This window comes from Enterococcus mundtii (assembly GCF_013394305.1).
In the GTDB taxonomy this organism is placed as follows: Bacteria; Bacillota; Bacilli; order Lactobacillales; family Enterococcaceae; genus Enterococcus_B; species Enterococcus_B pernyi.
This window is the reverse complement of record NZ_AP019810.1, coordinates 3,017,113-3,043,121: the sequence shown is the minus strand read 5'-3', so window position 1 is coordinate 3,043,121 and position 26,009 is coordinate 3,017,113. Positions and strand designations below refer to the sequence as shown.

General features: G+C 39.3%; 17 protein-coding genes and 1 other RNA gene. 2 read left to right on the top strand and 16 right to left on the bottom strand.

Features of this window, described 5'->3' with window-relative positions; genetic code table 11:
- Positions 1 to 8: 8 nt before the first annotated feature.
- From rnpB to HZ311_RS14545, 3 genes are all read right to left on the bottom strand, one after another.
- Positions 9 to 380, bottom strand: an RNA gene (gene rnpB / locus HZ311_RS14555) — RNase P RNA component class B.
- Positions 381 to 398: 18 nt separating this feature from the next.
- Complete coding sequence (gene gpsB, locus HZ311_RS14550) at positions 399 to 812, bottom strand: cell division regulator GpsB (protein ID WP_023519604.1); 414 nt, start codon at positions 810 to 812, stop codon at positions 399 to 401.
- 89 nt (positions 813 to 901) lie between these two features.
- Complete coding sequence (locus HZ311_RS14545; protein WP_010735546.1) at positions 902 to 1,441, bottom strand: SLOG family protein; 540 nt, start codon at positions 1,439 to 1,441, stop codon at positions 902 to 904.
- A 64-nt stretch (positions 1,442 to 1,505) separates the two neighbouring features.
- Here HZ311_RS14545 and recU point away from each other — a divergent pair, with 64 nt between their 5' ends.
- The gene (recU, locus tag HZ311_RS14540) at positions 1,506 to 2,147 is read left to right on the top strand and encodes a Holliday junction resolvase RecU (protein ID WP_010735547.1); all 642 of its coding nucleotides are present in this window, start codon (positions 1,506 to 1,508) and stop codon (positions 2,145 to 2,147) included.
- Positions 2,137 to 4,527, top strand: a complete 2,391-nt coding sequence (locus tag HZ311_RS14535) for a PBP1A family penicillin-binding protein (protein WP_023519603.1) — start codon at positions 2,137 to 2,139, stop codon at positions 4,525 to 4,527. The genes recU and HZ311_RS14535 overlap by 11 nt, the downstream gene beginning before the upstream one ends.
- Positions 4,528 to 4,581: 54 nt before the next feature.
- Here the strand turns inward: HZ311_RS14535 and HZ311_RS14530 are convergent, their stop codons facing one another.
- From HZ311_RS14530 to HZ311_RS14470, 13 genes are all read right to left on the bottom strand, one after another.
- The gene (locus tag HZ311_RS14530) at positions 4,582 to 4,986 is read right to left on the bottom strand and encodes a hypothetical protein (protein ID WP_178946788.1); all 405 of its coding nucleotides are present in this window, start codon (positions 4,984 to 4,986) and stop codon (positions 4,582 to 4,584) included.
- 5 nt (positions 4,987 to 4,991) lie between these two features.
- Positions 4,992 to 5,555: a hypothetical protein gene (locus HZ311_RS14525; protein WP_023519601.1), complete on the bottom strand. Its 564-nt coding sequence runs from the start codon at positions 5,553 to 5,555 to the stop codon at positions 4,992 to 4,994.
- A 24-nt stretch (positions 5,556 to 5,579) separates the two neighbouring features.
- Positions 5,580 to 6,029: a hypothetical protein gene (locus tag HZ311_RS14520; RefSeq protein WP_404852097.1), complete on the bottom strand. Its 450-nt coding sequence runs from the start codon at positions 6,027 to 6,029 to the stop codon at positions 5,580 to 5,582.
- A 129-nt stretch (positions 6,030 to 6,158) separates the two neighbouring features.
- Positions 6,159 to 9,119 (bottom strand): BspA family leucine-rich repeat surface protein, encoded by a 2,961-nt coding sequence (locus HZ311_RS14515; RefSeq protein WP_178946787.1) that lies wholly within the window; start codon positions 9,117 to 9,119, stop codon positions 6,159 to 6,161.
- Between the two features lie 147 nt (positions 9,120 to 9,266).
- Positions 9,267 to 10,457: a hypothetical protein gene (locus HZ311_RS14510; RefSeq protein WP_178946786.1), complete on the bottom strand. Its 1,191-nt coding sequence runs from the start codon at positions 10,455 to 10,457 to the stop codon at positions 9,267 to 9,269.
- A 74-nt stretch (positions 10,458 to 10,531) separates the two neighbouring features.
- Positions 10,532 to 10,705, bottom strand: coding sequence for a hypothetical protein (locus HZ311_RS14505; RefSeq protein ID WP_023519596.1), 174 nt, complete (start codon positions 10,703 to 10,705; stop codon positions 10,532 to 10,534).
- Between the two features lie 46 nt (positions 10,706 to 10,751).
- Positions 10,752 to 11,312 carry a hypothetical protein gene (locus HZ311_RS14500; RefSeq protein WP_023519595.1) on the bottom strand — a complete coding sequence of 187 codons (561 nt, stop codon included), beginning with the start codon at positions 11,310 to 11,312 and terminating at the stop codon, positions 10,752 to 10,754.
- Between the two features lie 30 nt (positions 11,313 to 11,342).
- Positions 11,343 to 14,531, bottom strand: coding sequence for a MucBP domain-containing protein (locus HZ311_RS14495; RefSeq protein ID WP_178946785.1), 3,189 nt, complete (start codon positions 14,529 to 14,531; stop codon positions 11,343 to 11,345).
- 20 nt (positions 14,532 to 14,551) lie between these two features.
- Complete coding sequence (locus HZ311_RS14490; protein WP_178946784.1) at positions 14,552 to 19,078, bottom strand: hypothetical protein; 4,527 nt, start codon at positions 19,076 to 19,078, stop codon at positions 14,552 to 14,554.
- A 39-nt stretch (positions 19,079 to 19,117) separates the two neighbouring features.
- On the bottom strand, positions 19,118 to 20,047 hold the full coding sequence (locus HZ311_RS14485; protein WP_023519592.1) for a hypothetical protein: 930 nt from the start codon (positions 20,045 to 20,047) through the stop codon (positions 19,118 to 19,120).
- A gap of 19 nt (positions 20,048 to 20,066) precedes the next feature.
- Positions 20,067 to 23,408: a lysozyme family protein gene (locus HZ311_RS14480; protein ID WP_178946783.1), complete on the bottom strand. Its 3,342-nt coding sequence runs from the start codon at positions 23,406 to 23,408 to the stop codon at positions 20,067 to 20,069.
- Positions 23,401 to 25,710 (bottom strand): VirB4-like conjugal transfer ATPase, CD1110 family, encoded by a 2,310-nt coding sequence (locus tag HZ311_RS14475; RefSeq protein WP_023519589.1) that lies wholly within the window; start codon positions 25,708 to 25,710, stop codon positions 23,401 to 23,403. The genes HZ311_RS14480 and HZ311_RS14475 overlap by 8 nt, the downstream gene beginning before the upstream one ends.
- Entirely contained in the window at positions 25,652 to 26,002 is a 351-nt protein-coding gene (locus HZ311_RS14470; RefSeq protein ID WP_023519588.1) for a PrgI family protein, read from the bottom strand. The genes HZ311_RS14475 and HZ311_RS14470 overlap by 59 nt, the downstream gene beginning before the upstream one ends.
- Between the last annotated feature and the right edge of the window lie 7 nt (positions 26,003 to 26,009).

The following is a 26,009-nucleotide window of genomic DNA, read 5'->3' as shown; positions in this document are numbered from 1 at the left end:
ATGTGGTTTTCTATAAGCCATGTTCTGTACTTTGTTTTTCCAGGGAGAAAAAACAAAGCGGTAACCATCTATCTGCAGATCAACTGCCCTTTTGTCTCGTTCTGATTCCCCGACAAAAAGCGCCCCTACCGTTGTTTGGGTTGCTCGCTCGAGGGGTTTACCGCGTTCCACCGAACAAGTTTCCTCGTTCGCTTCGTCACTGTGGCACTTTCAAGGATACTGAAGCATAGCCGAAACCTTAGCTTGTTTTCCTGCCGTTACTCTAAAAAGAGTACCTTAGCTTATTTTTTCGCTAAGCACGAACACTACAGGCATCACAGCCTGTGCGAGCATGGACTTTCCTCAGTCTGGTCAAAGCCAGACCGCGATTACCCGAAAACCACAAATCGATTCATTGCTTAAAACTGACGTGTTGCTTCGTTGTCATCTTCGTTTGTTGTTGTATAGTTGTTTGGATTAGGTGTTACTGGTGGAACATTTCCTGCTTGTGCATCTAATTTTTTACCAAATACTTCACGTTCAAGATTTGATAGACGTTTTAAAATATCAAAATTTGTTACTGCCGCACTTTTCGGAGTTTCTGTTTGTTGTGCACGACTTGGAGCTGCTCCTTGGTTTTTCGATAATTGAGCGACTTTTGCACTTAATTTATCGTTTTCTTCTTGTAAAGCAAGGAGTTGTTTGCTGTAATTCTCATAATCTTTGATAATATTGTCTAAGAATTCGTCCACTTCGATCGGATCATATCCGCGCATTTTTGTTTTGAATTCTTGTTGTAAAATGTCTTTAGGACTATAAATCAAATTCGCCATATTTACACCTCTAGTTCTCATTTACGTATTAACGTTTCTACTTTTTTATTGTATCGGAAAAGACTTGATAAATCAAACACTATATTATTTTATTCACTAAAATTTTGCAAATCATCCATGCTGACGGTTCGAATCTCATAAGGATGACTCCCTTGATATTTTTGTGCATCCTTAAAAAAATAGTCTGTTTTTCCAGGATATTCTGGATCATAAATCAATAGGGTCCCGTCTGTGTGTTGTAGAATAAATTGGGTATGATTCCTTAGTTGACTTGGTGATTGATAGGGTTGATGACTCACCGACTCACGATAGTCAGAAAGCTGTTCTACCAGTCTTTTCTTTTCCTGATTGTTCTCATTCCAACCATTGCCAAACTCTGCAAACGGATAAATGATCCCAAGCTTCAATTCTGGATAATCCGTCTTCATTTCAGCGACGACTTCACCTGCCCATAATTCGACACCTAAGTTACCGCTGATGATCACCCATTCCAATCCTTCTTCCACTAATTGAGTCAATTCATTTTTTAAAACTTTTTTAATAACTGTCATTTTAGGGTCATTATCTTTGAATATGCCTAATTCAAAACTGCGATAACCAGAGATATACATTACTTTTATTGTATCCATTCCAGTTTCCTTTTCTTTCTCTGTGCTTTTTTGCTATAATGTGGCCTAGGAGAGTGATTCGATCATGGTTTTACGCTATCCAAATGGCCGTCCTTATATCAAGGATGCCTCGTCCAAAGAAAAAAAACAAGTAAAAAGGAACCCAAATACGGAGTTTGGCAATCGCGGGATGCGATTTGAAGAAGCCATCAATGAAAGCAACGAGTATTACCTGGCACATCAAATGGCCGTTATCCATAAAAAGCCAACACCGGTTCAAATCGTAAAAGTTGACTACCCTCGACGTAGTGCCGCTGTCATTAAAGAAGCTTATTTTACACAAGCTTCCACAACTGATTATAACGGTGTCTATCGAGGTTTCTATTTGGATTTTGAAGCAAAAGAGACAAAAAACAAAACTTCATTTCCATTTAAAAATTTTCATCCCCATCAAATCTCACATATGGAAGCTTGTCAAAAACAAGGAGGAATCTGTTTTGTCCTTTTATGGTTTTCTACCTTACAGCGTTGTTTTTATTTAGATAGTACACATTTAATCCACTATTGGCACGAACAACAGACACAAGGAAGAAAATCCTTGCCGCTTTCATTGATCGAAGAATTAGGAATCGAGATTCCAAGTGGCTTTGCCCCTCGTGTTCCATACTTGCAAGCAATCGACCAGTACTTAGAATCTAATGAAGGAGAACCAAAGAATGCCAACTAATCAAACGAGATCTTCTAAAAGAAGCACCTCCTCTTCTTCTCCAAAGAAAAGAGGAAAACAATCAACGAAAAAAGGCACTGGAAAAGATCGAAAAGGATTGATCACACGTATTCTTTTAATTGGTCTTTCCTTGATCTGTGTCGCTTTTCTCGCAGGGGTCGGACTTTTTTGGTTTTATGCCAAAGATGCTCCTGCTTTGACCGACGAAAAACTGGATGCAACAGTTTCGTCAAAACTTTATACAAAAGATGGCGAGTTGTTTGAGGATCTAGGGGCGGAAAAAAGAGAGAAAATTTCTGCCAACGAACTGCCAAAGACACTTGAAGATGCCATCGTTTCAGTCGAAGACCGAAGATTTTACAAACATATCGGTGTCGACCCTGTTCGGATCATCGGTGCCGCATTATCCAACTTTACATCTGGCGGCTTACAGGGTGGTAGTACGTTGACTCAGCAGCTGATCAAGCTCTCTTTCTTCTCAACTAGTACCGAAGACCAAACAATCAGACGTAAAGCCCAAGAAGCTTGGATGGCTGTCAGACTGGAACAAACGAAATCAAAACAAGAGATATTGACCTATTATGTCAATAAAGTCTATATGTCTAACGGTCTTTATGGCATGGAAACAGCGGCTCAATCTTACTTTGGAAAAACATTAAGCGAATTGAATTTACCGCAAACCGCGCTTTTAGCAGGAATGCCTCAAGCACCGTCAGCTTATGATCCTTACCAGTTTCCAGAGCAAGCAAAAAAACGTCGTGACACTGTCTTGTACACGATGCTCCAAAACGAAAAAATCTCTCAAACAGAGTACAATACAGCGATCAACACACCGATCACGGATGGTTTACAAGAATTAACCCAAGAAGACACTAATACACGGATCGTCGACAATTATGTCAAAGAGGTCATCAATGAAGTCCATGCTAAAACAGACAAGAATGTCTATACCGATGGCTTAGATATTTATACGAACTTAGACTTGAATGCCCAAAAACACTTATATGATGTAGTGAATACAGATCAATACGTTGCATATCCAGATGATCAAATGCAAGTTGCCACTACGTTGATCGATGTCAATACTGGACAAGTCACCGCGCAGATCGGTGGAAGAAACATTCCGGATGATGTCGCTTTAGGTAATAACTTGGCTGTTAATACCTCTCGTGACTTTGGTTCAACCATGAAACCGATCACTGACTACGCGCCAGCATTTGAAGAATTGAACTATTCTACTGGCAAATTGATCGCCGATGCACCTTACAATTATGAAGGAACTTCTATTCCTGTTTCGAACTGGGACAACCGTTACATGGGAATGGTCACCTTGCGCCAAGCGTTATACCTTTCAAGAAACGTCCCGGCAGTCAAGCTCTTCAATGAAGTTGGCGCAGATAAAGTCGCAGAATTCTTGAGTAGCTTAGGGATCGAATATAGCACGATCCATCAGTCAAATGCGATTTCAAGTAATACTGAACAACAAGATGGTACAAAATACGGTGCTTCTTCTGAAAAAATGGCCGCAGCATACGCTGCCTTAGCAAACGGTGGCACTTACTATAAACCACAATACGTTAATCGGATCGTTTTCCAAGATGGCACTGAAGAAACGTTTGAACCAGAAGGAACGAGAGCGATGTCTGAAGAAACAGCGTATATGGTTACTGACATCTTGAAAGATACGATTACTCGCGGAACTGGTACGAATGCCGCAATCCCAGGGTTGATTCAAGCAGGTAAAACAGGAACATCTAATTATACGGACGAGGAATATGCTAAGTTAGGTACCTCAACGGGCGTTTATCCAGATATTTTATTTGCTGGTTACACACCGAATTATGCAATTTCTGTGTGGACGGGATACAATGATAAAATGACTCCGATCACTTCCACTGGAACAGATGTAGCTTCAGATGTTTATCGCGAATTGATGAAATTTGTCTCCGCAAATGTGACAAATACGGATTGGACGATGCCTAGCGGACTGTACCGTTCTGGTGGTGAATTATTCTTTAGAAATGCATCATCATCTGGCAATTCAAACGCTACGGTGCCTTCAACGACGATTCCTTCTTCATCTGCGGTCGTCCCTGTAACTCCTGTTCCAGACTCTTCAACTAGTGAAACTGTTCCTGAGACTTCTACAAGCTCAACGACTGAACCTAGTAGCTCTGAACAGTCGACACCACCAAGTAGTGAACCAACTGAACCAAGTAGTGTGCCTTCTACAGAACCACCAGCCTCTTCTAGCGAGGAAGCACCACCTGAATCCTCTGCTACGCCATCAAGCTCTGAAGATACAAATGCTGCTGGCGGTGACAGCGGGACACGAACTGCACCTTCTACTCGAGCTTCGTCAAGAAACAGTAGTGATTGACCAATAGAAAAAAGCCATCCTCTGCGGATGGCTTTTTTGTTTACTCGTTTTCTGTTATTTTTCAATGATCATTGCCCTACTAGCTTGATCATTTAAAGTATTCAATAGGATATTTTTGTTTCCTACAAAACAAAAATACTCCCCAGAAATTCCAATCAATAGATAGCCTAAGAAAACGATTCGTTGATTTACTACTGTTCCAGTTTCCGGTAGATTTTTTTGAGTGATCGCAGAAAGATCAGCGACTAGTGTCTGATGCTTATTTGTTTCTTTTGTTTCTTCAACAGTCGATCCAATCGTACCAGATACTCTGATATTGTGAGTGGATTGCACCTCTTCTGCCTTAACTAGGGTTGAAAAGGATAAGCTGATAATAAGAAGTATGTGTAGTACCGATAAAATTTGCCATTTTTTACTTCTAGACTTCCTCATCTTACTATCTGATAGTAGATTTTCCATTTACTTTAATCCTCTACTGCAAAATTTAATACTAGTTTAAAACTCGGATTACTTTCTACGGAAGCATTTTTCGGTGCCGCATCCCCACTAAATCGGAAGTTACCAACCGTATGATTCCCCTCATTACCAGATAAGGTGAATAAAGGCGTAGCTGCAACTGTCGAAACTCCGTCTTTAAATAATTCGATCGTATTGATCATTAGTCGATCCACTTCGCTCATTTCTTTGACTTCTGTCACATTTGAAACGGAAGCTCGCACACTTAGCGCAGAATGGTTCGTCACGTGATAAGCCGGAGAAGTAATCTTTTTATGCTCAGATTCTTCTGTTGTCCGGAAAATAGCTGTCGTCGGTAGGGTCACATTGATCCATTGATCGAGATTTTCTGGATTTGGACCAGGCTTTGTATTATCAAATTCACCGATGATCCCCTTTATAGTGATATCTCCAGAAGTTGCGCCTTCTCGCCCATCGATGGTTTGGACTGGACTAGCAAAAGCGGTAATTCCACTAATACATACTCCTGTAATTGTTAGAATGCTTAATACTAATTTTGTTGCTTTTTTCATTTAGGTAGCCTCACTTAAATTGGATTAATTTTTTATCAATATGCTAATTTCTGCTTCGGTTACGCCTTGTTTTTCTTTGGTTTCTGGATCATAGATACTGACTGTCGCTGTTGCAGGATATTCTCCTTTTTCTAAAGGTCGCTTCAAATACACCTCTTCAATCAATTGATTGGGATAAATCGCGCCAGAAGAATAAATCACTTCTTTCGTATCATTGATCGTGATATCGACCGCAATCGGATAAACATTCGTGCCAGGATTGACGATTTCGAACGATCCACGACTTCTGCCATTTTCGAAAACTGCTTCTGGGTTGATCTGCAAGGTGAAATAATTTGCATCTGCTAGTTCTTGCGCACGCTCAGAAATCCGTAGATCACTCGCATCACCGATTTCAGGTAACAAATCCGCGCTGATAACTGGAGTGGGTCCTTCGTGACTAAACCAATACCAACTAGCAACAGCCATCACCATTAAAAAAACAAACAATAATAAGACGCCGTTCTTCCGTCGTTTCTTTTGTTGATTCCTTCGTTTTGTTTTACTCATTGGTTGAACGTCTCCTAGTTATTATCATTCTTTTATCTCGTACATTTATGCCCTCTATCTGGGAACAAATCGTAAAATCATACGATAGGTAGGAACGAATGAATCTTGATAATAACCCCCTTGTTCATTGTCACTTTCCGAGATCCACTTAGGATAGGGCCCATAAAATCGACCGGTCAAATGGAAAGGGACACTTGAGTATGGTGCAACTTGTGCCAAGCGTTGTTCACTTCTTCGTCCATATAAAGAAATTTTGGTTTCATTAGACATCAACTGTAATTCCAATAGTGGTTGTTTGATATCAGAGAAGTTTTTCGGTTGTCCTTCTTGCAATGGCGCGTGATCTAAAGGATTTTCATCCTCCCTTAACAAGGTGACCCCTGCATCATCTTCAATAATGAACTGATTTACATACGTATCAACAGAAAGATCTGAATGATTACGGATCTCGTAATCTGGACTAACAAATTCACGATTAGTTTCCTCGCCTTGGTAGAGGGATTCGAACACCATTTTCGTCGGTATGGAAACTTTTAGATGATGGATCTTCGAATTAACATCAATGCCTATTGTAAATTGATAGGCTTTGTTCCCTACTTGAAATGTAGCGAAATACGTGCCATCGTCCACTTCATCCTTGGTTAAATCTGTAGCCACGATTTTAATTTCCTGACTGCGATCGTCCTGTGTCAAAACATCGTGTGCTGTTGCCTGACTTTCCTTCAGAATCAATTCATGGAGTTCTGCTTGACTGGTTAATGCCTCTAACTTCTTACGCTCCAAAGTGAAGTGATTTGCAGTGTAGTCGAGACCTTTGATTACCTTTTTGTCAATCGTCAAATCACCAGTTGTTTCGACGGATGGTTTAGCAACAGTGAGCGTTACCTCTGTGTCTGTTGCTAAACGCTCATTTTCTGCTAAGGGTATCTCAAACTGTCGAATCCGTTGATCTGCATCTTGGTAATCTCCCCACTTGATCCTCGGTGATTCTTTAGTTACAGTGACCGTTTGTCCCGCTGTATTTTGATAGGTGATCGTTCGATTATCCGTTACTTCTGTCATCCAGCCAGTGATTGCTGTTGATTGGTCACTTAATGGCTCTAATGCTGCCACTAATTCTTCCGGACGAGAACGCTCCCATACATAAGTTCCTGGATGATTTCCGTCATAATTTGCCATAAATTCGTTTGAATTCTCAAACGCGATGGTTCGAACTGAACTATCCAAACTTTCTTCAAGCACCCATCGTCCTGTATACTCCGCTGTAGGAACGATATTTCGTAAGCTGGTATTTCCGATAACTGATTCTTCTCCTAATTTAAGGGATGAAAGTCTTGATGCAAGATAGAACATGCCACTGATATTTTTATTTCTTGTGTCCCAATTGCTCAAATCTAATTCAGCTAGCGAAGAGGAAGACATAAATAAATTGCTCATGCTAGAAACCTTACCAACATTCCATTGACTAACATCTATATCAACAAGGTTGGATGTCCACGCAAATGCATGAGTCAACGTTGTCACATTTGACACATCCCATTGACTGACATCTAGCTTTCTTAAATTGGTCATCCAAGCAAATGTGTGACTCATGCTAGTTACATTAGACACATCCCATTGACTAATATTTAGCTCTTTTAGCGCCAAAGTATGGGCAAACATCTCATCCATATTCGTTACCTTAGATGTATTAAAATTCCCTACACCTTCAATACTTTCTAACTGTCTTGCTCCGTTAAAAAGAGATGCGCTATTTTCCGGTAAAAATACCTCGTTGGTGACAATGATCGTTTCAACTTCGGAATGGCTTTTCCATGGCGCTTCTGGGACCGATCCACCGATTCCACCATACAAATGGATCGTTTTCGTTGCCTCGTCGTATTCCCAAGGGACAGTTCCCCATAACTGCTGGTTCTTCCGATAAGTATAGGTGACTATTTGCTCAACATTCGTGAAAACCCCTGTTGCATTTTCCGGTGCAACAAGCAATTCCCACCCTTCGATTTCTTTTGCTTCTGTACGATATGCTTCTCCGCTAAATCCCGTTAAAATATCGCTTTGAGCTATCTCATTACCCTCTTCGTCCACATACCTTACGACGACACTGCCTTGTTGCAAGCGTTCATAATTGGCTTGAACGCTCACAGGTCCCGTACCCATTCGTAAACTGGTATTCGCAAGATTACTGTTTGTAATCGTCGCTCCGTTTTGGGTTAGAAACTGCCAATTGACAAACCGATATCCGACAGCTGGATTCGCATTCAAATTGATGGTTGCTCCTTGGGCAGCGGATGAAGCTGAAACCGTAGGATTTCCACCAATCGTTGGATTGGCCTGCACACTCACACTATGAGTGATTTGTTCATAGACTGCTCGAATGGACGAATCTCCTGCCCCCATCGTAATGAATGTACTTTGACTCGTTCGGTTTGCGATAGTCGTGTTTCCAGAAACAAGTTCCCATTGAACAAAGCGATATCCATTCGAAACGTTGGCATGGATCGTGGTCGTTTCACCTTGTGCCAGTATTGTTTGATCCGCTCTTGGATTTCCTCCAGCATTTGGAGAAGATTGGAAAGTTAAATTGTAAACCCTCTCATATATTGCTCGTATCGTTATCGTCTCATGCACTGGTGGTCCTATAGGGCCATCAGTAGAGATAGTAAGACTTGTTGTTTCTGCATTTAGATTGCCTATCGAAGCATTCCATCCGTTGATTAGCTCCCATCGAACAAAACGAAACCCTTGGTTCGGATTTGCACTGATAGTGTATAATAAATCTCCCCCTGGCGGAGTTATATGAGGTATATAACTAGGTCTACCACCTTCTGAAGGGCTTGTTTCAAATGTGATTGTTGCATTTCTCTCTACTCCTAAACTTGGATCATTTTGGCTTTCGGGTGCAAGTTCACTAGTTTCTGATCCATAGGCAAAATGAAAAGGTAGATGGGTCAAAAGAATCACTAATACAGTCATTAAGATGATTATTTTTTTACTATTTATTTTGCTTTTCATTGGTACTCCTTAACTTTTAGCTGTTGCAACAAGCGAATATTCTTTCTTTGTTAGAGTTCTTATAAATTAACAACGTGACTATTCATCAGACAATTAATCATTGATATCTCTAATCGATAAAATTTTTAGCGATTAGAGATACTTTTTTTATGCGCGTTGCTCTTTAGGGGAAGAACTACGCAATTTCTCTGAACTTTTGCGTTGCATGATTTCTGCTGATTTGTTTACGCTTGCTTCCATTTTGTTTTGTAGCTTACTGGGACCGGCGATATTTGTCGCTAAGGAAGGTGTTAATGTTTTTTGCGTCAGTCTTCGTTGCTTCACTTCATGAGACGTCCCCGTGCGATCACTCACATTGAATAAAGCCTCTGCCTTTGAATAATCGCCTTTCATGGCTAGTAATCGAGCTTTTTGTGCGATATTTAAGTCATTTTTCAATTCACTGATCTGATTTTTTAATTGACGATATTTTGCGCGGTTAAAAATATACTTACTAAAAAAATTGATTCGCTGTTTTTTACTTTGTAATTCGGTTAATTCATTTTGTTTCGTGATGACTTTCATACTGTATTTCTCTAAACTATGATTTTTTATAATTGTTTCTTTTAATTCATGGATGTTTTCAAAAACGGAATGAGTATCTCGATAGTATCCTTGATTTTCTTTCCAGTTTTCAATGAAATTACCAAGTGCTAATTCACTTTGTGTTTGATGTTGTTTAAACCTGCCATAAAAATCCGAATCCTTGAAACTAGCATCCATCTTCAAGTCATATCTTTTTTTATGCATTGCGATTTTATCACCTAACTCATTGATATTTTTTTCATCTTTTGCTGAATCATACTGAAATTTATATTGATCAAAAAAAACAGATAATTTTTCAAATTGATCGTCAAGTTCATGATGGATCATTTTTTTGGCTTGTTTTAAATCTGCTTGAACGATTGGTGCCGTCTCTTTCATTTGGTTAGATACGTCTATTCTTTTTGTCAATTTACTACCCTGATCTGATTTAAGTCTTTCTGCTTCTCTTTCTTGAATCAACTGTGCTTTCTCCGCTTCATATTGTTCATAGCGAGGATCACTCAAATCTTTGAGGCGGTCTATTTGGGCTTGTTTCCGTGAGATTTTTTCCGTTAATTGCTCAATCTTCTCAGGGTCTGATTTTACCTCAGTAGCTATAGAGGTACTAGATGTAGCGGTTGACTGTCTTTCATTCTGTGCAGTGATTTGTTGTCGCAGCTTATTTCTCTCTGCTACTAAGCGATCATATTCAGGATCATTGATATCTTTTATACGTGCAATTTTTTGGTTTAATTTTGCGAGTTGTGCATCCATTATCATTCCCACTTTCTTAAAGAAATCCTTTATCTGTCTTTGCGAAATTATTTATGAACAAAATGACTTATTTCCTATTTTTTATTTTTCTTTAGTAACGAACGTTTGAATCCCTCTGACGATCGAACACTCTCCAAATAAACGCGTTCTTGCTCTCTCTTGTTTTCTTCTATCCTTTTCATAGTTTGGATTCGCTTAGTTTCGCGGCCGATTCTTCGTTGTTCATCACTCATACGCTCATGTTCCATTCTTTCTCCTCCAATCAGGATGGTTCAAATTGATCATGAAAATTCCTTATGATCTTTGCAATGATGGTCTTCTTGTTAACTGATTATTTTTTGATAATTGATTGATTTTATTACTTTTACTGATCGCCTCTTTTTTTACTGTAGCAAAACTTAATTTTTTGACTTTAGCAACGGATTGTTGTTTTACCGCTTTTTCTGACTTGACTTCGGCTGATTTAATTCTTCGTTGTGAAGATGTAGCTCCGATTCCGAGTGTTTTTATACTCTTTAATAGATCAAACTTCATGAAGTTCGCTCCTAATTTGTATAAAAACTGAAAAAGATTCCGATTGGTTTTTGTTGCGATATTTTTTACAACAGGCGCTTTTTCTTTCGTAGCTTCCAGCTTGACAGGTTGTTTTTTAGTTGCCTTTGTCGTGTTAGCAGATGCTTCTAAAGGTGATTGCTCTTTTTCTTTCTTTTTTGTGATTCTATTTTTGATCATCTTCGTCACCTTGACGACAAATCTTCCTAAATATTTTAGTCCCATAAAACCATATTTAGGTGTTTTCAACGATGTTTTTTGCAGCGATTTTACCTCTGGATCAGGCTGTTCATTGGTGATCATTAAATTCCTCCTTTAAGCCAATGATTGGTATCATTTGTTTTTACATTTAGTTCGCTTGTTTAGTTGTTTCCAAAAGACAAATGCAACGATTGACGTCCCTCCTACAGTTAAGGAAATTCCTGCTTGACTATTCAATCTTGGTAGCGAACGCTTCTCTTCTTTTCTTCTGATTGCGACCCCATCATTCTTTTTAGTTGAAGTTTTTTTGTCAGTTGTTTGGTCCACCGGTTTTGTTTCAGGGTGCTTTTCCTTATTATCATTAGGTTTGTCTTCCTCTGGTATCGGCTGCTCCTCATTTCTAACATAGATGAAATTTATCTCTTGCTCCTCATCTGTAAATACACCTGTAGGTTGGCCGATGGTTTCTTTCACTTCCCAACCAGCTATTTGCATTGGCTCCGCCTTAAAAGCTTCTCCCCAACGTCCAAGTAGAATGTCCATTCGATTTTTTTCAGGTGCTTCCTCAAAAATGTGGTTGACGACTACTTGACCGCCAACTTTACGCTCGTATTGGATCGTTACCGTTTGTGCTTGTTCCGTCACTGTCACTTGTGGCAATTCACCTTTTACTCGCCAACCGGATTCCGTTCTAGGTGTCAACTCAAAGCGATCGCCCACATTTCCTACGTCTGTGAATCGCTCACTGCTATTCATAGTCGGATCACCGATATATTCGTGGTTCACTGTGATCGCTCCGCCGGTTTGACGTTCATATTGGATCGTTACCGTTTGTGCTTGTTCTTTCACTGTTACTTGTGGCAATTCACCTTTTACTTGCCAACCGGTTTCCGTTCTAGGTGTCAAGTCAAATCGATCGCCCACATTTCCTACGTCTGTGAATCGCTCACTGCTATTCATAGTCGGATCACCGATATATTCGTGGTTCACTGTGATCGCTCCGCCGGTTTGACGTTCATATTGGATGGTTACTGTTTGTGCTTGTTCCGTCACTGTCACTTGTGGCAATTCACCTTTTACTCGCCACCCGGCTTCTATTCTAGGTTTCAAGTCAAATCGATCGCCCACATAGCCAACATCTGTGATTCGCTCACTGCTATTCATAGTCGAATCACCGATAAATTCATGGTTCACTGTGATTGCTCCGCCGGTTTGACGTTCATATTGGATGGTTACTGTTTGTGCTTGTTCCGTCACTGTCACTTGTGGCAACTCACCTTTTACTTGCCAGCCAACTTCTGTTCTAGGCGTCAAATCAAATCGATCGCCTACATTACCGACATCCGTGAATCGCTCACTCGTATTCTTAGTCGGATCACCGATAAATTCATGGTTCACTGTGATTGCTCCGCCGGTTTGACGTTCATATTGGATGGTTACTGTTTGTGCTTGTTCCGTCACTGTCACTTGTGGCAACTCACCTTTTACTTGCCAGCCAACTTCTGTTCTAGGCGTCAAATCAAATCGATCGCCTACATTACCGACATCCGTGAATCGCTCACTCGTATTCTTAGTCGGATCACCGATAAATTCATGGTTCACTGTGATTGCTCCGCCGGTTTGACGTTCATATTGGATGGTTACTGTTTGTGCTTGTTCCGTCACTGTCACTTGTGGCAACTCACCTTTTACTTGCCAGCCAACTTCTGTTCTAGGCGTCAAATCAAATCGATCGCCTACATTACCGACATCCGTGAATCGCTCACTCGTATTCTTAGTCGGATCACCGATAAATTCATGGTTCACTGTGATTGCTCCGCCGGTTTGACGTTCATATTGGATGGTTACTGTTTGTGCTTGTTCCGTCACTGTCACTTGTGGCAACTCACCTTTTACTTGCCAGCCAACTTCTGTTCTAGGCGTCAAATCAAATCGATCGCCTACATTACCGACATCCGTGAATCGCTCACTCGTATTCTTAGTCGGATCACCGATAAATTCATGGTTCACTGTGATTGCTCCGCCGGTTTGACGTTCATATTGGATGGTTACTGTTTGTGCTTGTTCCGTCACTGTCACTTGTGGCAACTCACCTTTTACTTGCCAGCCAACTTCTGTTCTAGGCGTCAAATCAAATCGATCGCCTACATTACCGACATCTGTGAATCGCTCACTCGTATTCTTAGTCGGATCACCGATAAATTCATGGTTCACTGTGATTGCTCCGCCGGTTTGACGTTCATATTGGATGGTTACTGTTTGTGCTTGTTCCGTCACTGTTACTTGTGGCAATTCACCTTTTACTTGCCAACCGGTTTCCGTTCTAGGTGTCAACTCAAATCGATCGCCCACATTTCCTACGTCTGTGAATCGCTCACTGCTGTTCATAGTCGGATCACCGATAAATTCGTGGTTCACTGTGATCGTTCCACCTACCGTTGGATTCTTTGTATAGATAAATTCAACAAGTCTTTCCGGACCAGCTGTCATCTGACCAGAATTACTTGCACTTCCAGAAGATAATCTGCTATAGGTATATCCCGGAATGACTGGTGGTGTATACGCATAGTTTTGTCCAACATCCATTTGTTCCACTAACGGATCTCGGAGTTCATTCCCTGCCTCATCGATATATCTCACTCTGATTGAATTTTTTGTTCGCAATGACAATGTGCCCAAATTAAGATTAGTAAGTGTAATACCCCCTACATTAATCGGTTTATTTCCAAAAAAATCAGCAGTTGTTGGATCAATTGCCCATGTATCTAAATAAAGCGAACTCAAGTTAAGATTGATTGAGTTAGTATGACCATTTGTAGCACTCACCTGAGTCCTAGTAACTGTCACATCAACTCTTGTAAGATTTCCCGTAGTCGGGCCAACTACCCTGCTAATGGTCACTCCCGAAGGAAGATTTGTCGCGGTCACATCACCTATACTAAAATTACCTGTCAGATTAGGTGCGTTTCCATAATGCATCTGAGTATAAAAGTAATTGGGTACAGGTGTATTTCCACTCTTGCCTCCCGTCAGTGCTGGAATCCAGCCACCTCGATCTGTTACCAGGGCATAGGTTGGAATATTAATCGGAAAACTCACACTATCTCCCACATCAACCCCTAAAGAACCATCTATTTGTGGTATAGCAATGATTTGTTGAGAGATTGCGTTTTCTCCTTCGTCATACAACCATGCTCGTAAGCTCTTTCCTTGATGGATTTCATCGAGCATATAATCGTTAAAAGCAGCATAAACACTCACTGGAAAATGCAAGAGCAATAAGATGACGCTAAATATGCTCATTAGTTTGATTTTATTCATTGGATCTCTCTCCGTATTCTTTATTTTTCAAAAGATATTTGACCTTTCAGTAGGGGCTTGCCACTGACATTATTACTCTTTGAAATTGCTTTTTGTTTGATTGAATCAAATGCCTCTTTGACGGCTGGCTGACGATTGTTTCCTTTATTCTGTTCAGCAATCTGTGGATTACTTTCAGATTTCATAGTATTCACCCGATGTCTTGCAGCTTCACTTAATTGATTCGTCGCACGGTTTTCACGAGCTGACTGTGATGGTGGCTCATGAATATCCGCTTTCACATGAAGTGTTTCATGGGTATTGAAGGAATTCGACCGACTTGAACGATTCGATTCATTTTGGGTTTTATTTTCTGTCTCTTGACCATAGACCCATGCATACGGACTTTTATCCGTTGACTTCGTTTCGGCATTAGCCACTTTCATTCCATCTTCTTTCGATTCAGCACTTTTTATTGAAGAATTATCATGAACAGGTGCAAGATCATTTTTATCCACTGTTTCATAGGCTTTATCAAAATTCTTATCTACCTCTAAAGAATTTTTTTCGATTGTTTCTTTTTGTGTCGTGGTTTCTAATGTTTGATCTTCTTTTTTATAAAACTTTCTTTGTAGTGCATGCAGTCCTTTACTCAAGGCAGTCACACCAAAGGAAACCGCAAGTGCCATTGCAATAACTGAAGTTACTTTGTACATAAATAAAGGAGTTGAAGTGGCTATCGCAAATATATATGGTGCTACTACTGGTGTCAGTGCGATACCAATTCCTGCTACAACTATCCCAACACCAAAGATGATGGCGAGAGATTTCCAATTTCTTTTAAAATAACCCTTTACAGATTTGTCTTTTTCTGAATTTTCAGGACTGCCTTTTTCTGATGAGTGATTCTGTTGTTTTGTTTTTGCTGTTTCTTTCTCATGAGCGGCAGTTTCTCTTTGAATCGATTTTTCTTTTGGATCAATCACTCGATCTTCTAAGTTTCTCTGGCGACTTCGTTCTGACTGGCGATAGTTTTGTATTCTAGAACGAAGTTTACGAATATAGTTGATGAGTTTTGGCCCATAAACGGCAGTCAAAATAGTACCATAAATAAACAGAGTTAGTGGTAGTCCATACATAGCAAGGTAAGCTGGAACGATACCTAAAATGCCAGTTACCCACATACTGATTAACGGCCAAGATGCTAATGGTAGTAAGTTCAACAAAAGTCTTCCGATTTGAATGGCTCGGCTTTTTTTTGTGTGGATTTTCTTTTTTTGTGTATGCGGTCCTGACTCTGGCAATTCTATATCGTCATCCATAAAATCGGTTTCTGTAGTTTTATCCGTTTTTTCTGAAGCATTCTCATTTAAACCAAGAGTACTACTACTAGCGTCTATTCCATGTTTATCTAAAGGATCAGTTATGTTTTCCGACTGTTTTTTATCCATTCCTCGAGTGGCTATGCTCGCTTCATCCAGTTTCGTTGGTTTCGGTTCCCCACCTTCACTCATCTGATTTCTCATTTGGCTGTTTTGAGTGTCTGAGGAAGATTCCTCTACTGGCACGTTGGAACTATCTGTTTGAGTGTTTGTTTCAGGTGGTTCTTTCTCTATTGGATTAAATTTGAGTTTATCAGATAACAATTCACGGATTTTTTTTGTGTTACCATCAACAATACCTGTTTGATCAGCAGAGAGAGCAGTAGGTTGGTTGCTTGATTCTTTTCTACGATCTAGTTGATCGGATGTAACACTTTCTTCCGATTTTTGTCCATCACTACTTTTTACAGCAGGATTTTCAAATTGGCCCCGATGTTGGCGAAATGTCTCGTTAGCCAAGCCATTTTGTTGCTGTAATGTTTCATTAGATACACTAGCTTCAGTTTCTCTCCCAGTTCTGGACTCGTACTGTCTTCGCATCGCTTCAACTCGACCCGTGGATTCTGGAGCAAGGCGGTCGTTAGAAAACTCATTCGCTTTTTCAAACCGATCTCTCGCTGCTTTCACTTGTCCCGTGGGTTCTGGAACTGGGCGGTCGTTGGAAAACTCATTCGCTTTTTCAAACCGGTCTCTCGCTGCTCTCACTTGACCCGTGGATTCTGGAACTGGGCGGTTGTTAGAAAACTCATTTGCTTTTTCAAACCTGTCTCTCGCTGCTCTCACTTGACCCGTGGATTCTGGAACTGGTCGCTCATCAGGAAGGACATTCGCTTTTTCGAACCGTTCTCTCGCTGCTCTCACTCGTTCCGTGGATTCTGGAGCTGGTCGCTCATCACGAAGGACATTCGCTTTTTCGAACCGTTCTCTCGCTGCTCTCACTCGTCCCGTGGATTCTGGAGCTGGTCGCTCATCACGAAGGGCATTCACTTTTTCGAACCGTTCTCTCGCTGCTCTCACTTGACCCGTGGATTCTGGAACTGGGCGGTCGTTGGAAAACTCATTCGCTTTTTCAAACCGTTCTCTCGCTGCTCTCACTTGACCCGTGGGTTCTGGAATTGATCGTTCATTGCTAAAGGCGTTCGGATTTTCAAACTGATCTCTCACTGCTTTCACTCGACCCGTGGATTCTGATGCAAGGTGGTTATCACTTTTTACACTGGAATTTTCGAATCGAGTGCGACGGTTTTGAAATTCTTCGTTCGTCATGTCGTTTTGATTCGATTTTGTTTCGTTTGCAGATGCTGAATCATTCGTATGAACTGCACTTCCGTTTCCTTTACGTACGATTTCGCTACTGCCATGCAGGGTGGTAGCTCTTTGATAAGAAGTTCCTTGATGTTCACTTTCTCCACGACCCTTTTTCTTGGAAAACGCTGGTTCATTGCTTGTACTAGTCAGGTTTACGAATCGAGCACGACGATTTTGAAATTCTTTGTCAGTCCTACCAGCTCGACTCCATTCTGCATTGTTTGTCCTTAATGAGTCATTGTTATCTATCTTACTAGTTTGACCTTCATGTACTAGCTCACTACTTCGTTGCTGCCTAGGTGGATTTTGATAAGCAACTGTCTGATAATTATACGGTTCGCTTTGGGTTGTTCTCTCTCTAACTGGTGGTTCATTACTTGGTCCAGGCATATTGCCAAATCGGTCTCGATATCTTTGAAATTCTTCGTTCGCCCTACCAGTTTGACTCCATTCTGCATTGTTTGTCCTCAATGAATCATTGTTATCTATCCTACTAGCTTGACCTTCTTGCACTAGCTCACTACTTCGTTGCTGCCTAGGTGAATTTTGATAAGCAGCTGTCTGGTAGTTATTCGGTTCGCTTTGGGTTGTTCTCTCTCTAACTGGTGGTTCATTACTTGGTCCAGGCATATTGCCAAATTGGTCTCGCCGTCTTTGAAATTCTTCGTTTGCCCTACCAGTTTGACTCCATTCTGCATTGTTTGTCCTTAATGAATCATTGTTATCTATCCTACTAGCTTGACCTTCTTGCACTACCTCACTACTTCGTTGCTGCCTAGGTGGATTTTGATAAGTAGCTGTCTGATAATTATCCGGTTCTCTTTGGTTCGTTCTCTCGATAACTGGTGGTTGGTTACTGGTTCCAGCCATATGGCCAAACCGGTCTCGTCGTCTTTGAAATTCTTCGTTCGTCATGCCGGTTTGATTCGGCTCTGCTTTATTTGTGGGTGAAGATTCATTCGTATAGACTGTGCGTTCTTTTCCTCTACCCACCAATTCGCTAGTACCTTTTAATGGAGGAGCTTTTTGATAGGACGATGTTCCTTCATTTCTTTGGTTCTGTCGATCTGTCGGTTGATTTTGCCTATTTTGAACATTCGGTGAATCATTCGTTTGCGAGGTTCTCCATCTAGACGACTTTCGACTTTCTAATGATGAATGATCATTTGTTGAATGATTCAGACCTTCATAGTATTGGCGCAATCGGTTGACTGTCCCTGATGGTACTTCAGCTGAATGGGGTTCTTTATTATAAGAAGTTTCTTTTTCAAACTGTTGTTTTAAATCACTCACTTTAAGACTGTTATGCGACTCTACTTTTGTTGATTGATTCGTAGTGTGGACAGAATTTTCGTGCATAGTGCCATTCTCTTCGATCTGCTGATTGGAGAAACCTTCCTGCTTCACATTGCCTCTCTTATTTAGCATTGTTCGTTCTGCAAATCTTCTTTCTTGTTCCGCCACTAATTTAGGACTTACTAATTCGTCAGATGCTTGTAATGTTGTGTTTGACGTAAAAGTAGGTGTCGCATCTTTTTTCCTTATTTCTTGCTCACGTCTATTTTCTTTTAAGACGATCATCCGCGATTTATAAATCGAGAATCTCAACGTATTGTAGTCTGTTGGATCAATGTCTTGGAGCATTCTTTCAAATGACTGTTTTAATGCATTTGTCTTTTCTTCGTTCACTTTTTTTCTTGAAGAAATCAAGTCTAGAACGAAGTGGAACTCTTCTCTCAAAGTTTCAGGATTACTATCCGATATTGCTTTTGCTTGAAACTCATTGAATACTTTTTCTTCATAAGGTTTTACTGATTTTATTGAAATATCTTTGTATAGATATTCTTTAAGATAGTCTTCAAAATTTTTATAAAACATCGGTCTCCTCCATTCAATGAAGAATTTTTTCAGAGGCGATTAACCATTCAAGCGATGTTCAAGCAATTGTTCTAAAGATGTATTTTCTTCTCTAAATACACCTGTTTGAGTTAATCGCACTGCTTGATGTGGTTTTTCGTAATCATTTACCCATAAAAACATTCCTGGGAGGGAATTCATGCGATAACCAAATTGTGTTTCTTCTAATGTGATCTCAAATTTTTTAACTGCTGAATTTTCATCGGTGACTGACAATTCTAACACGCATAATGTCTCAGAAACATCTTCAGAAATGATGCGATAGTGAAACGTTCGACTTATTTCTTTACCGTCTTCCACTTTTCGTTGGACAAAGGTATTTTCTGTAAAATCAACCAATACATGACTATTCATCGTCGTATTCGTCCAACTACCTTGAAGTAAAACGTCATTCCATTTTTGATTGATCCTCTCATTCGCTTCATCTTCCCCAGAATCAATCATTTCTTTCGCCTTCTCCAACAATTCAACACTTGGATAAAAATAGGTAGTGTCACCTTCATTGTCTTCGTAAAAGAAGATCGTTTCTCCTAATCTAGTCATCAGCTCAAAAGAAACTTCCTCTTTCTCTTTGTCCGTTAGAACAAGTTTTGTATCTACTAAGCGATACTGACCCGTTGTGAGCCAACTGGTACTTTGATAAGTTCCGTCATTTTTTAATTCCAGAACCATGCCATCTGCTCGATCAGAATACCAAATCCCTCGATAAACTAAAGCTTCGTTTCTTTCTACTAGATTTAGTTCCTCGTCTCTTTGTTCACTAAAAGATAAACGCTCACTACTCGCAGTAGTTTTTGAATTTCCATTTGTTCCATGGTGAAAAAAGATCGAGTAGAAAATAAAACTGAACATTGTGATGAAAATGACACTAGCTATTATCACGACTCTTTTTCCTTCTTTTGACTCAACTATATTTTTTAATCGTTTCATTGTTCGCCCTTTTCTTTTTTTATTGAAGAATACCGTACCCCGAAATGCTCGGATCATTGAGGAAATAGGTTCTTCTGGCTACTTTATTGGAAGTATTGCCCTCGACGGTTTGGATGATATTTCCATCTGTAAATTCCACGATTCCCACATGATCTTTCCCTGTACCACCTCCATTCCAGTCAAAGAAAATCAAATCACCTGGTTGTGGGTGGTAACTCTCTGAAATTTTTCTGTAGTTTCCTTTTTCCGTTAACCAGTAGATCATCTCTAAACAATTTGCTGATTTTATTATTTTTTCTTGATTAAGGTACCCGACTTGATCTGCTACCCAACTTACGAAGATCGCACACCATTCAACTCTTCCTTCAAAACCATACCATCTCCAATACTTATCACCATGAAAAGTACCAATCTCATTGATCGCAGTCTCAAGAAATCTTGAGTTTTCGAGCCAGAGATAATTGGTAACAATAGGTACATAGAACATATTTCCGTAAGCATATCGCCAGGAAAATCCATGGGCTACAGCTACGGGATGAGTATAACGAACGATTTGTCTGTTGCTTTTTTTTCTTGCATATAGCTCTGCATGTAGAAAGCTATATTGTTTATTGGTAGTTGCTAACCAATTTAAAAAGTCTTCTCCGTAGTTATAGGCTTGAAGAGCCGCACGATCATCAAGATGTAAGGTTCTCGCTTTACCTAATAACTGGGAAAAATAGTGAGTTCCTCGATCAATTGATAATTCTGGATCCTCGATTGTATTAGGAGCTAAACCTTGTGATTCACTAGCTTGCATAATATCAGGAAATCTTTCTGCATCCCCACCAGACTCTACTCGGATGATTGCCAAGATCATATTGACATATTCTGGAATCCCATACTTTTCACAGGCTTCTCGAACAAGATGTTCCCATTGTAAAATCATTTGTCCTGGATTCTTAAGACTTCCTGAAATTGATCTTGACGAATTATTGGTGAATCCATCTATCTCAGACGGATATTGAAATATTAAATCAAAAATATAAGCAGACGGATAAATATTGCGATTTGGCCGAAGGGTTCGACGTTCAATAACTTCAACCCTCAAATTTCCAGTCGTTTCTCCTATCAGTGTATCGGCATCGACCCAATCTCTATTTCTCACTTTGATATTTTTTAATGGAGATAAAACAACCCTTTTATTTAAAGAAGTATTGATAGTAACAGAATTATTCCCAACTGCATGAACTCTTCCTGAGCCAGAATTGTCAAGTCCATAAACTGATGTACCAGCTTCAGCTAGTAATTCAATATAATTGTGTTTATTTCTTTCATTTAATCCACGATAGCCATATTTTTCAACAACGATGGCATCTTGATTCATACCAAAAGGACTTTGTAAAAATACTTTATTTTCAAAACGATCTAATTCCTGGATCGGACCAAACTTATCTAGTTCTTCTTCTGAGAGAGTGTCTGAATTTTCATCAATAAACTGACTGATTGTTTTGATTTCAATATTGATCAATGCCACTTTGATTGTTCGATGAGTTGGCCGATCTTCATCGATAGGTGGATCTGGTTGTTCGTCACTTGGATTTCTATTTATTTGCGACTCATATGTTGAGCCTTCCTCTTCATTCTCTGATTCTTCGATTTCTTCTTCTAAATCGTTTGTTTCTTCCGAGGTTTCATCGTCTTCTTCTGATGTTTCCTCGGTTTCACTATCGTCTTCTGATTCTTCTGGTGCTTCCTCAGTTTCACTATCGTCTTCTGATTCTTCTGGTGCTTCCTCAGTTCCACTATCGTCTTCTGATTCTTCTGGTGCTTCCTCAGTTCCACTATCGTCTTCTGATTCTTCTGGTCCTTCCTCAGTTCCACTATCGTCTTCTGATTCTTCTGGTGCTTCCTCAGTTCCACTATCGTCTTCTGATTCTTCTGGTCCTTCCTCAGTTCCACTATCGTCTTCTGATTCTTCTGGTCCTTCCTCAGTTCCACTATCGTCTTCTGATTCTTCTGGTCCTTCCTCAGTTCCATCATCTTCTTCTGGATAAATGATCGGAACTTCTCTTGTTTCGATTTCTGTCGTGTAACTAAAGGTATATCTATGGATTCCTTCTACTTCTCCACGGACTCTCGTTGCACCAAAAAGATTACTGTCTGCTGAAATTCGTTGTTCGATATCATAGTTTTCGTATTTTGCATTTAAATAATAAAGATAAGTATCTGCATCAGAACTATACAAAAAATTATTATCTGGTCTTGCCACACCATTTACAACGAAATAAACTTCTTCAATTTCAGAATTTTCTGAAAAATCTTCAAAAACCTGTTGTACTTCTTTATTCATTCTGGCATCCAAAAATGTGACATGCTCATATGCCTCTGCTAATGCCATATCTTCTGTTTTTATGGTAAATATACTAGCGATAAAATTAAAGATAGCGATAATCACGACGATCACGACAATCACGACCGCCAAGATCATCATCACTTTGACGGACAATAACATAAGGATCAGTTTGAGAATAATCAATAAGACTAAAAGAACCCCAAGAATATTTAATTCGCCTTCTTTGTTCCTGCCCACTGTATCTATTGCTGCTTGTGCCAGATTTTTTTTCAGTTTGGGTTTGAATTTCTTTTTCGATGGAATCTTCGTTTGCTTTTTTAATCGTTTGATTTTGTTGGAGTTACTTAATACTTGATGTTTACGTTCAAGTTTGTCTTTGATGCCGAATAGTTTCTCTTCAAGCTTCTTAGTTCTGGTCTGTTTAGTCGCAGTAAGTGTATTCTTTATTCCAGCTAGATTGAGAATATTTTTGTCAAGCTTTTCTTGTTTCTTATGATAAAATTTTTTTGATCCTAGCTTTTGTTTGTTGATTTTTTCAGAGGAGAGCTGAATTCGCTGATTCGTCCTACTATTATTAGTTGAACTTTTTCTTTTTTTTATTCCTAAAAGCGCATGATCGATTTCTTTAGGTGAGCGATGTTTATTCTTTATGAAATAGGCCTTTTCTCTAGTGGTACTATGTTTTTTATTTCTGTTTATTTTGTTTAACTTTTTTTTATTTGTCATAAGATGGCGCTTTTTAAAACCACTGTCGTTCGTTTTTTTGCTTGTTACGCCTTTACTTAATGGATCTTTTCTTGACTGATTATTCACCATACGTTGTTTGAAATCAACAATATTTCTATTTTTCAACTGTAAGTTGTCTCTTTTATTTCTCGCTAACTTTTGTTGACGTCTTTTGAATCGAATTCGTTTCTTCAATGCTTTTTTGTTTTGCTCATTCGCACTGACACGTTTTATTTTGATCGATAACAAATCTTGTTGTTTGTTATTTTCTTGTTTATTCCCATCGTATGTCTCATTCATATTCTTGCTTTGTCTTTACCTCTTCACCAGGTTTAGTCGTCATAATTTGATAAAGCTTCGTTTCTTTAGGAAGACGGTCTTCAAATGGGATGATCGTGTCTCCAAACACCATCAATCCAGTACCTTCACTCCCATTTAATACATACTTCTCCTGCTCTTCCGATATATCAAATAAACGAGTCAATTCTGAGCGGTCAGATTTTGCTTGATTGAACATGACAACGAAGTCACTATTTGAAAGCATTCTTCTAGCTAGATCCGAAAGCAATAGCGTCTCTACATTTTGAGTGATTCCCGTCGGTATAGCGCCCCACTTTCTTGCCCTACTCCACAATTCAAAGAAATAATTTTCAGAATACTCATTTGTGAAGAGTAACTGTAATTCATCAATATATAACCATGTACGAATTCCTGATTCTCGATTCAACGTGATTCGGTTCCAAATTTGATCTAACACAACTAACATTCCAAACGGCTTGAGTTGTTTTCCTAAATCTTTGATGTCAAAAATGATCAAACGTTTATTCAGATCCACGTTTGTTTTTTTAGAAAATAGTGCTAGACTACCTTCTGTGTAAAGTTCTAATTCAATCGCCAATTGCTTTGCTTCTTCTTCTGGCTGTGCATTTAACGCCATATAAAACTTTTTTAATGTCGGTAACTGCGTCTGTTCTTGGTAAATTTTTCGGCATACTCGGTCGATGATTGTTTTTTGTTGGGAAGATAATCCTAAAATACCTCCAGTGATCAGTTCACAAAGTGAAATCAAAAACTGGGTTTTTAAAGCGATTGGGTCTGACTCATCGCCATAGTTACTATTGATATCCATTGGATTGATGCAGGTGTTTGAATTACCAGCCAATCGAACCATTTGACCATCAAATTCTGAACAAATATGCTGATATTCCGATTCAGGATCAATGACGATCACTTCATCTTTGTTGTTTCTAAGTAAAACATTAACGATTTCTCGTTTGACAGAGAAACTCTTACCTGATCCTGGTGTCCCCAAGACAAATCCATTTGGTGCCATTAGTTTCTTTCGATCAAGAATCGTTAGATTTTTTGTCACTGAATTGATTCCATAATAATTTCCGTTCTCATGGAGCATTTCAGAAATTGAGAATGGCATCAATGCAGCAACCGCCGATGTGGCTAATAATCGATTCAATGGAACATGATTTTTTCCAATTGGTAAACTCGTATTTAAAGCAAGCTTCTGTAAATAAGCAAGTTCAATGATCGTGCAGCCAAATCTTCGTCCTACCGACTTGATTTTACTGGCGATCTTATTTAATTTATCCTGATTATCTGCGTAGAAATTGATCAACACAGTTACTTCAAATAGTTTCTGGCTTTTGCTTTGTAATGAATCTAAAAGCTCTTTTGCTTCATCTAGAGAATAAGTTAGATCATATGGTAGCATGTCATAATCGTACCCACTGTTTAAGGCTTTACGCTGCTCATCCACTTTCTGCTGATCCATATAAGCCATTTTAGTCTTTACTAAATCGAAACTACTTGCCATCGGTATCGGTTTACAACTCACTGTAAGAGTGATTTCCTCATCAATCTCCATAAGTCCTGTCAAGCATTCATCTGATAGTTCGGCAGGATAACCATTCAGATAGAGGGTCTGATTTAGTTTGTCATCGATCCTGATCAGGTGTTTATCTAATTTAAGATCGACTTGTTTCGGTAGTAATGTATGATTCTCATTATTTAGGATTTGACCGATCAATTCTTTGCGTTCTTCCCCTTTTAAAATATGGATGCTAGAACCAATTTTTCGAGCGAATAGATCCATTTGATCGGCAATCAAGAGCAACTCTCTTTCAGCAAATTCCTGATTCTCATGTTTTTGAGTAAAGGTAATAAAAATTTTCTTTTCAAACGCATTCTTCTTTTCGTTGATTTTCGCTGTTAGATAGTCATTCATTTCTTGACGGTATTTATCATCATAACGTTCATTCTTTTCTTTAAAAAGCACATGAGTTAATTCTTCGACTGTTTTTTTCTTTTTTACCAGTGTGACTTTGTAATCGATAGAAGCTTCTAAAGAATTTAAAAACTCACAATATTTAATAAAATTCTGCATACGTTGTTCCTCGGAACAAAGCTGATAACTTATATCGTCAATATTAATCGTTATCGAGTATTCATTCTCAGAAATTAGACAAATACCGTTATCATAGATTTCTTCAAAAAGTAAAAAAGATTTTTTTTCTTCTTGCATATTTTTCTTATTCTTGTTTTGTCTGAAATTCACTTTCATGAAATTGGGACGTATCAGATTCTTCATAAACAATTACTCCTTGATCAAAATGGTAAATAAAAAAGTATTTCAAATAGCGTTCAAAAGGCAGTCCCTCTTTTTTTAGCCACCCAAAAGCGACGATTGGCATTGAAACGAGAATCATCAACCAACTGATTACGTCCATGGAATAGCCAAAAAAACGAACAAACACAAAACTGATCACGATATTAGTCAACCCTGCGACAGACAGAAAGCCTAATTGCCGTACGCTCATGCCTGCTACGATCCGCTCTTTATATTCGCGTACATCTTTATGGACTTTTACTTCAATTGCCATCACTTTT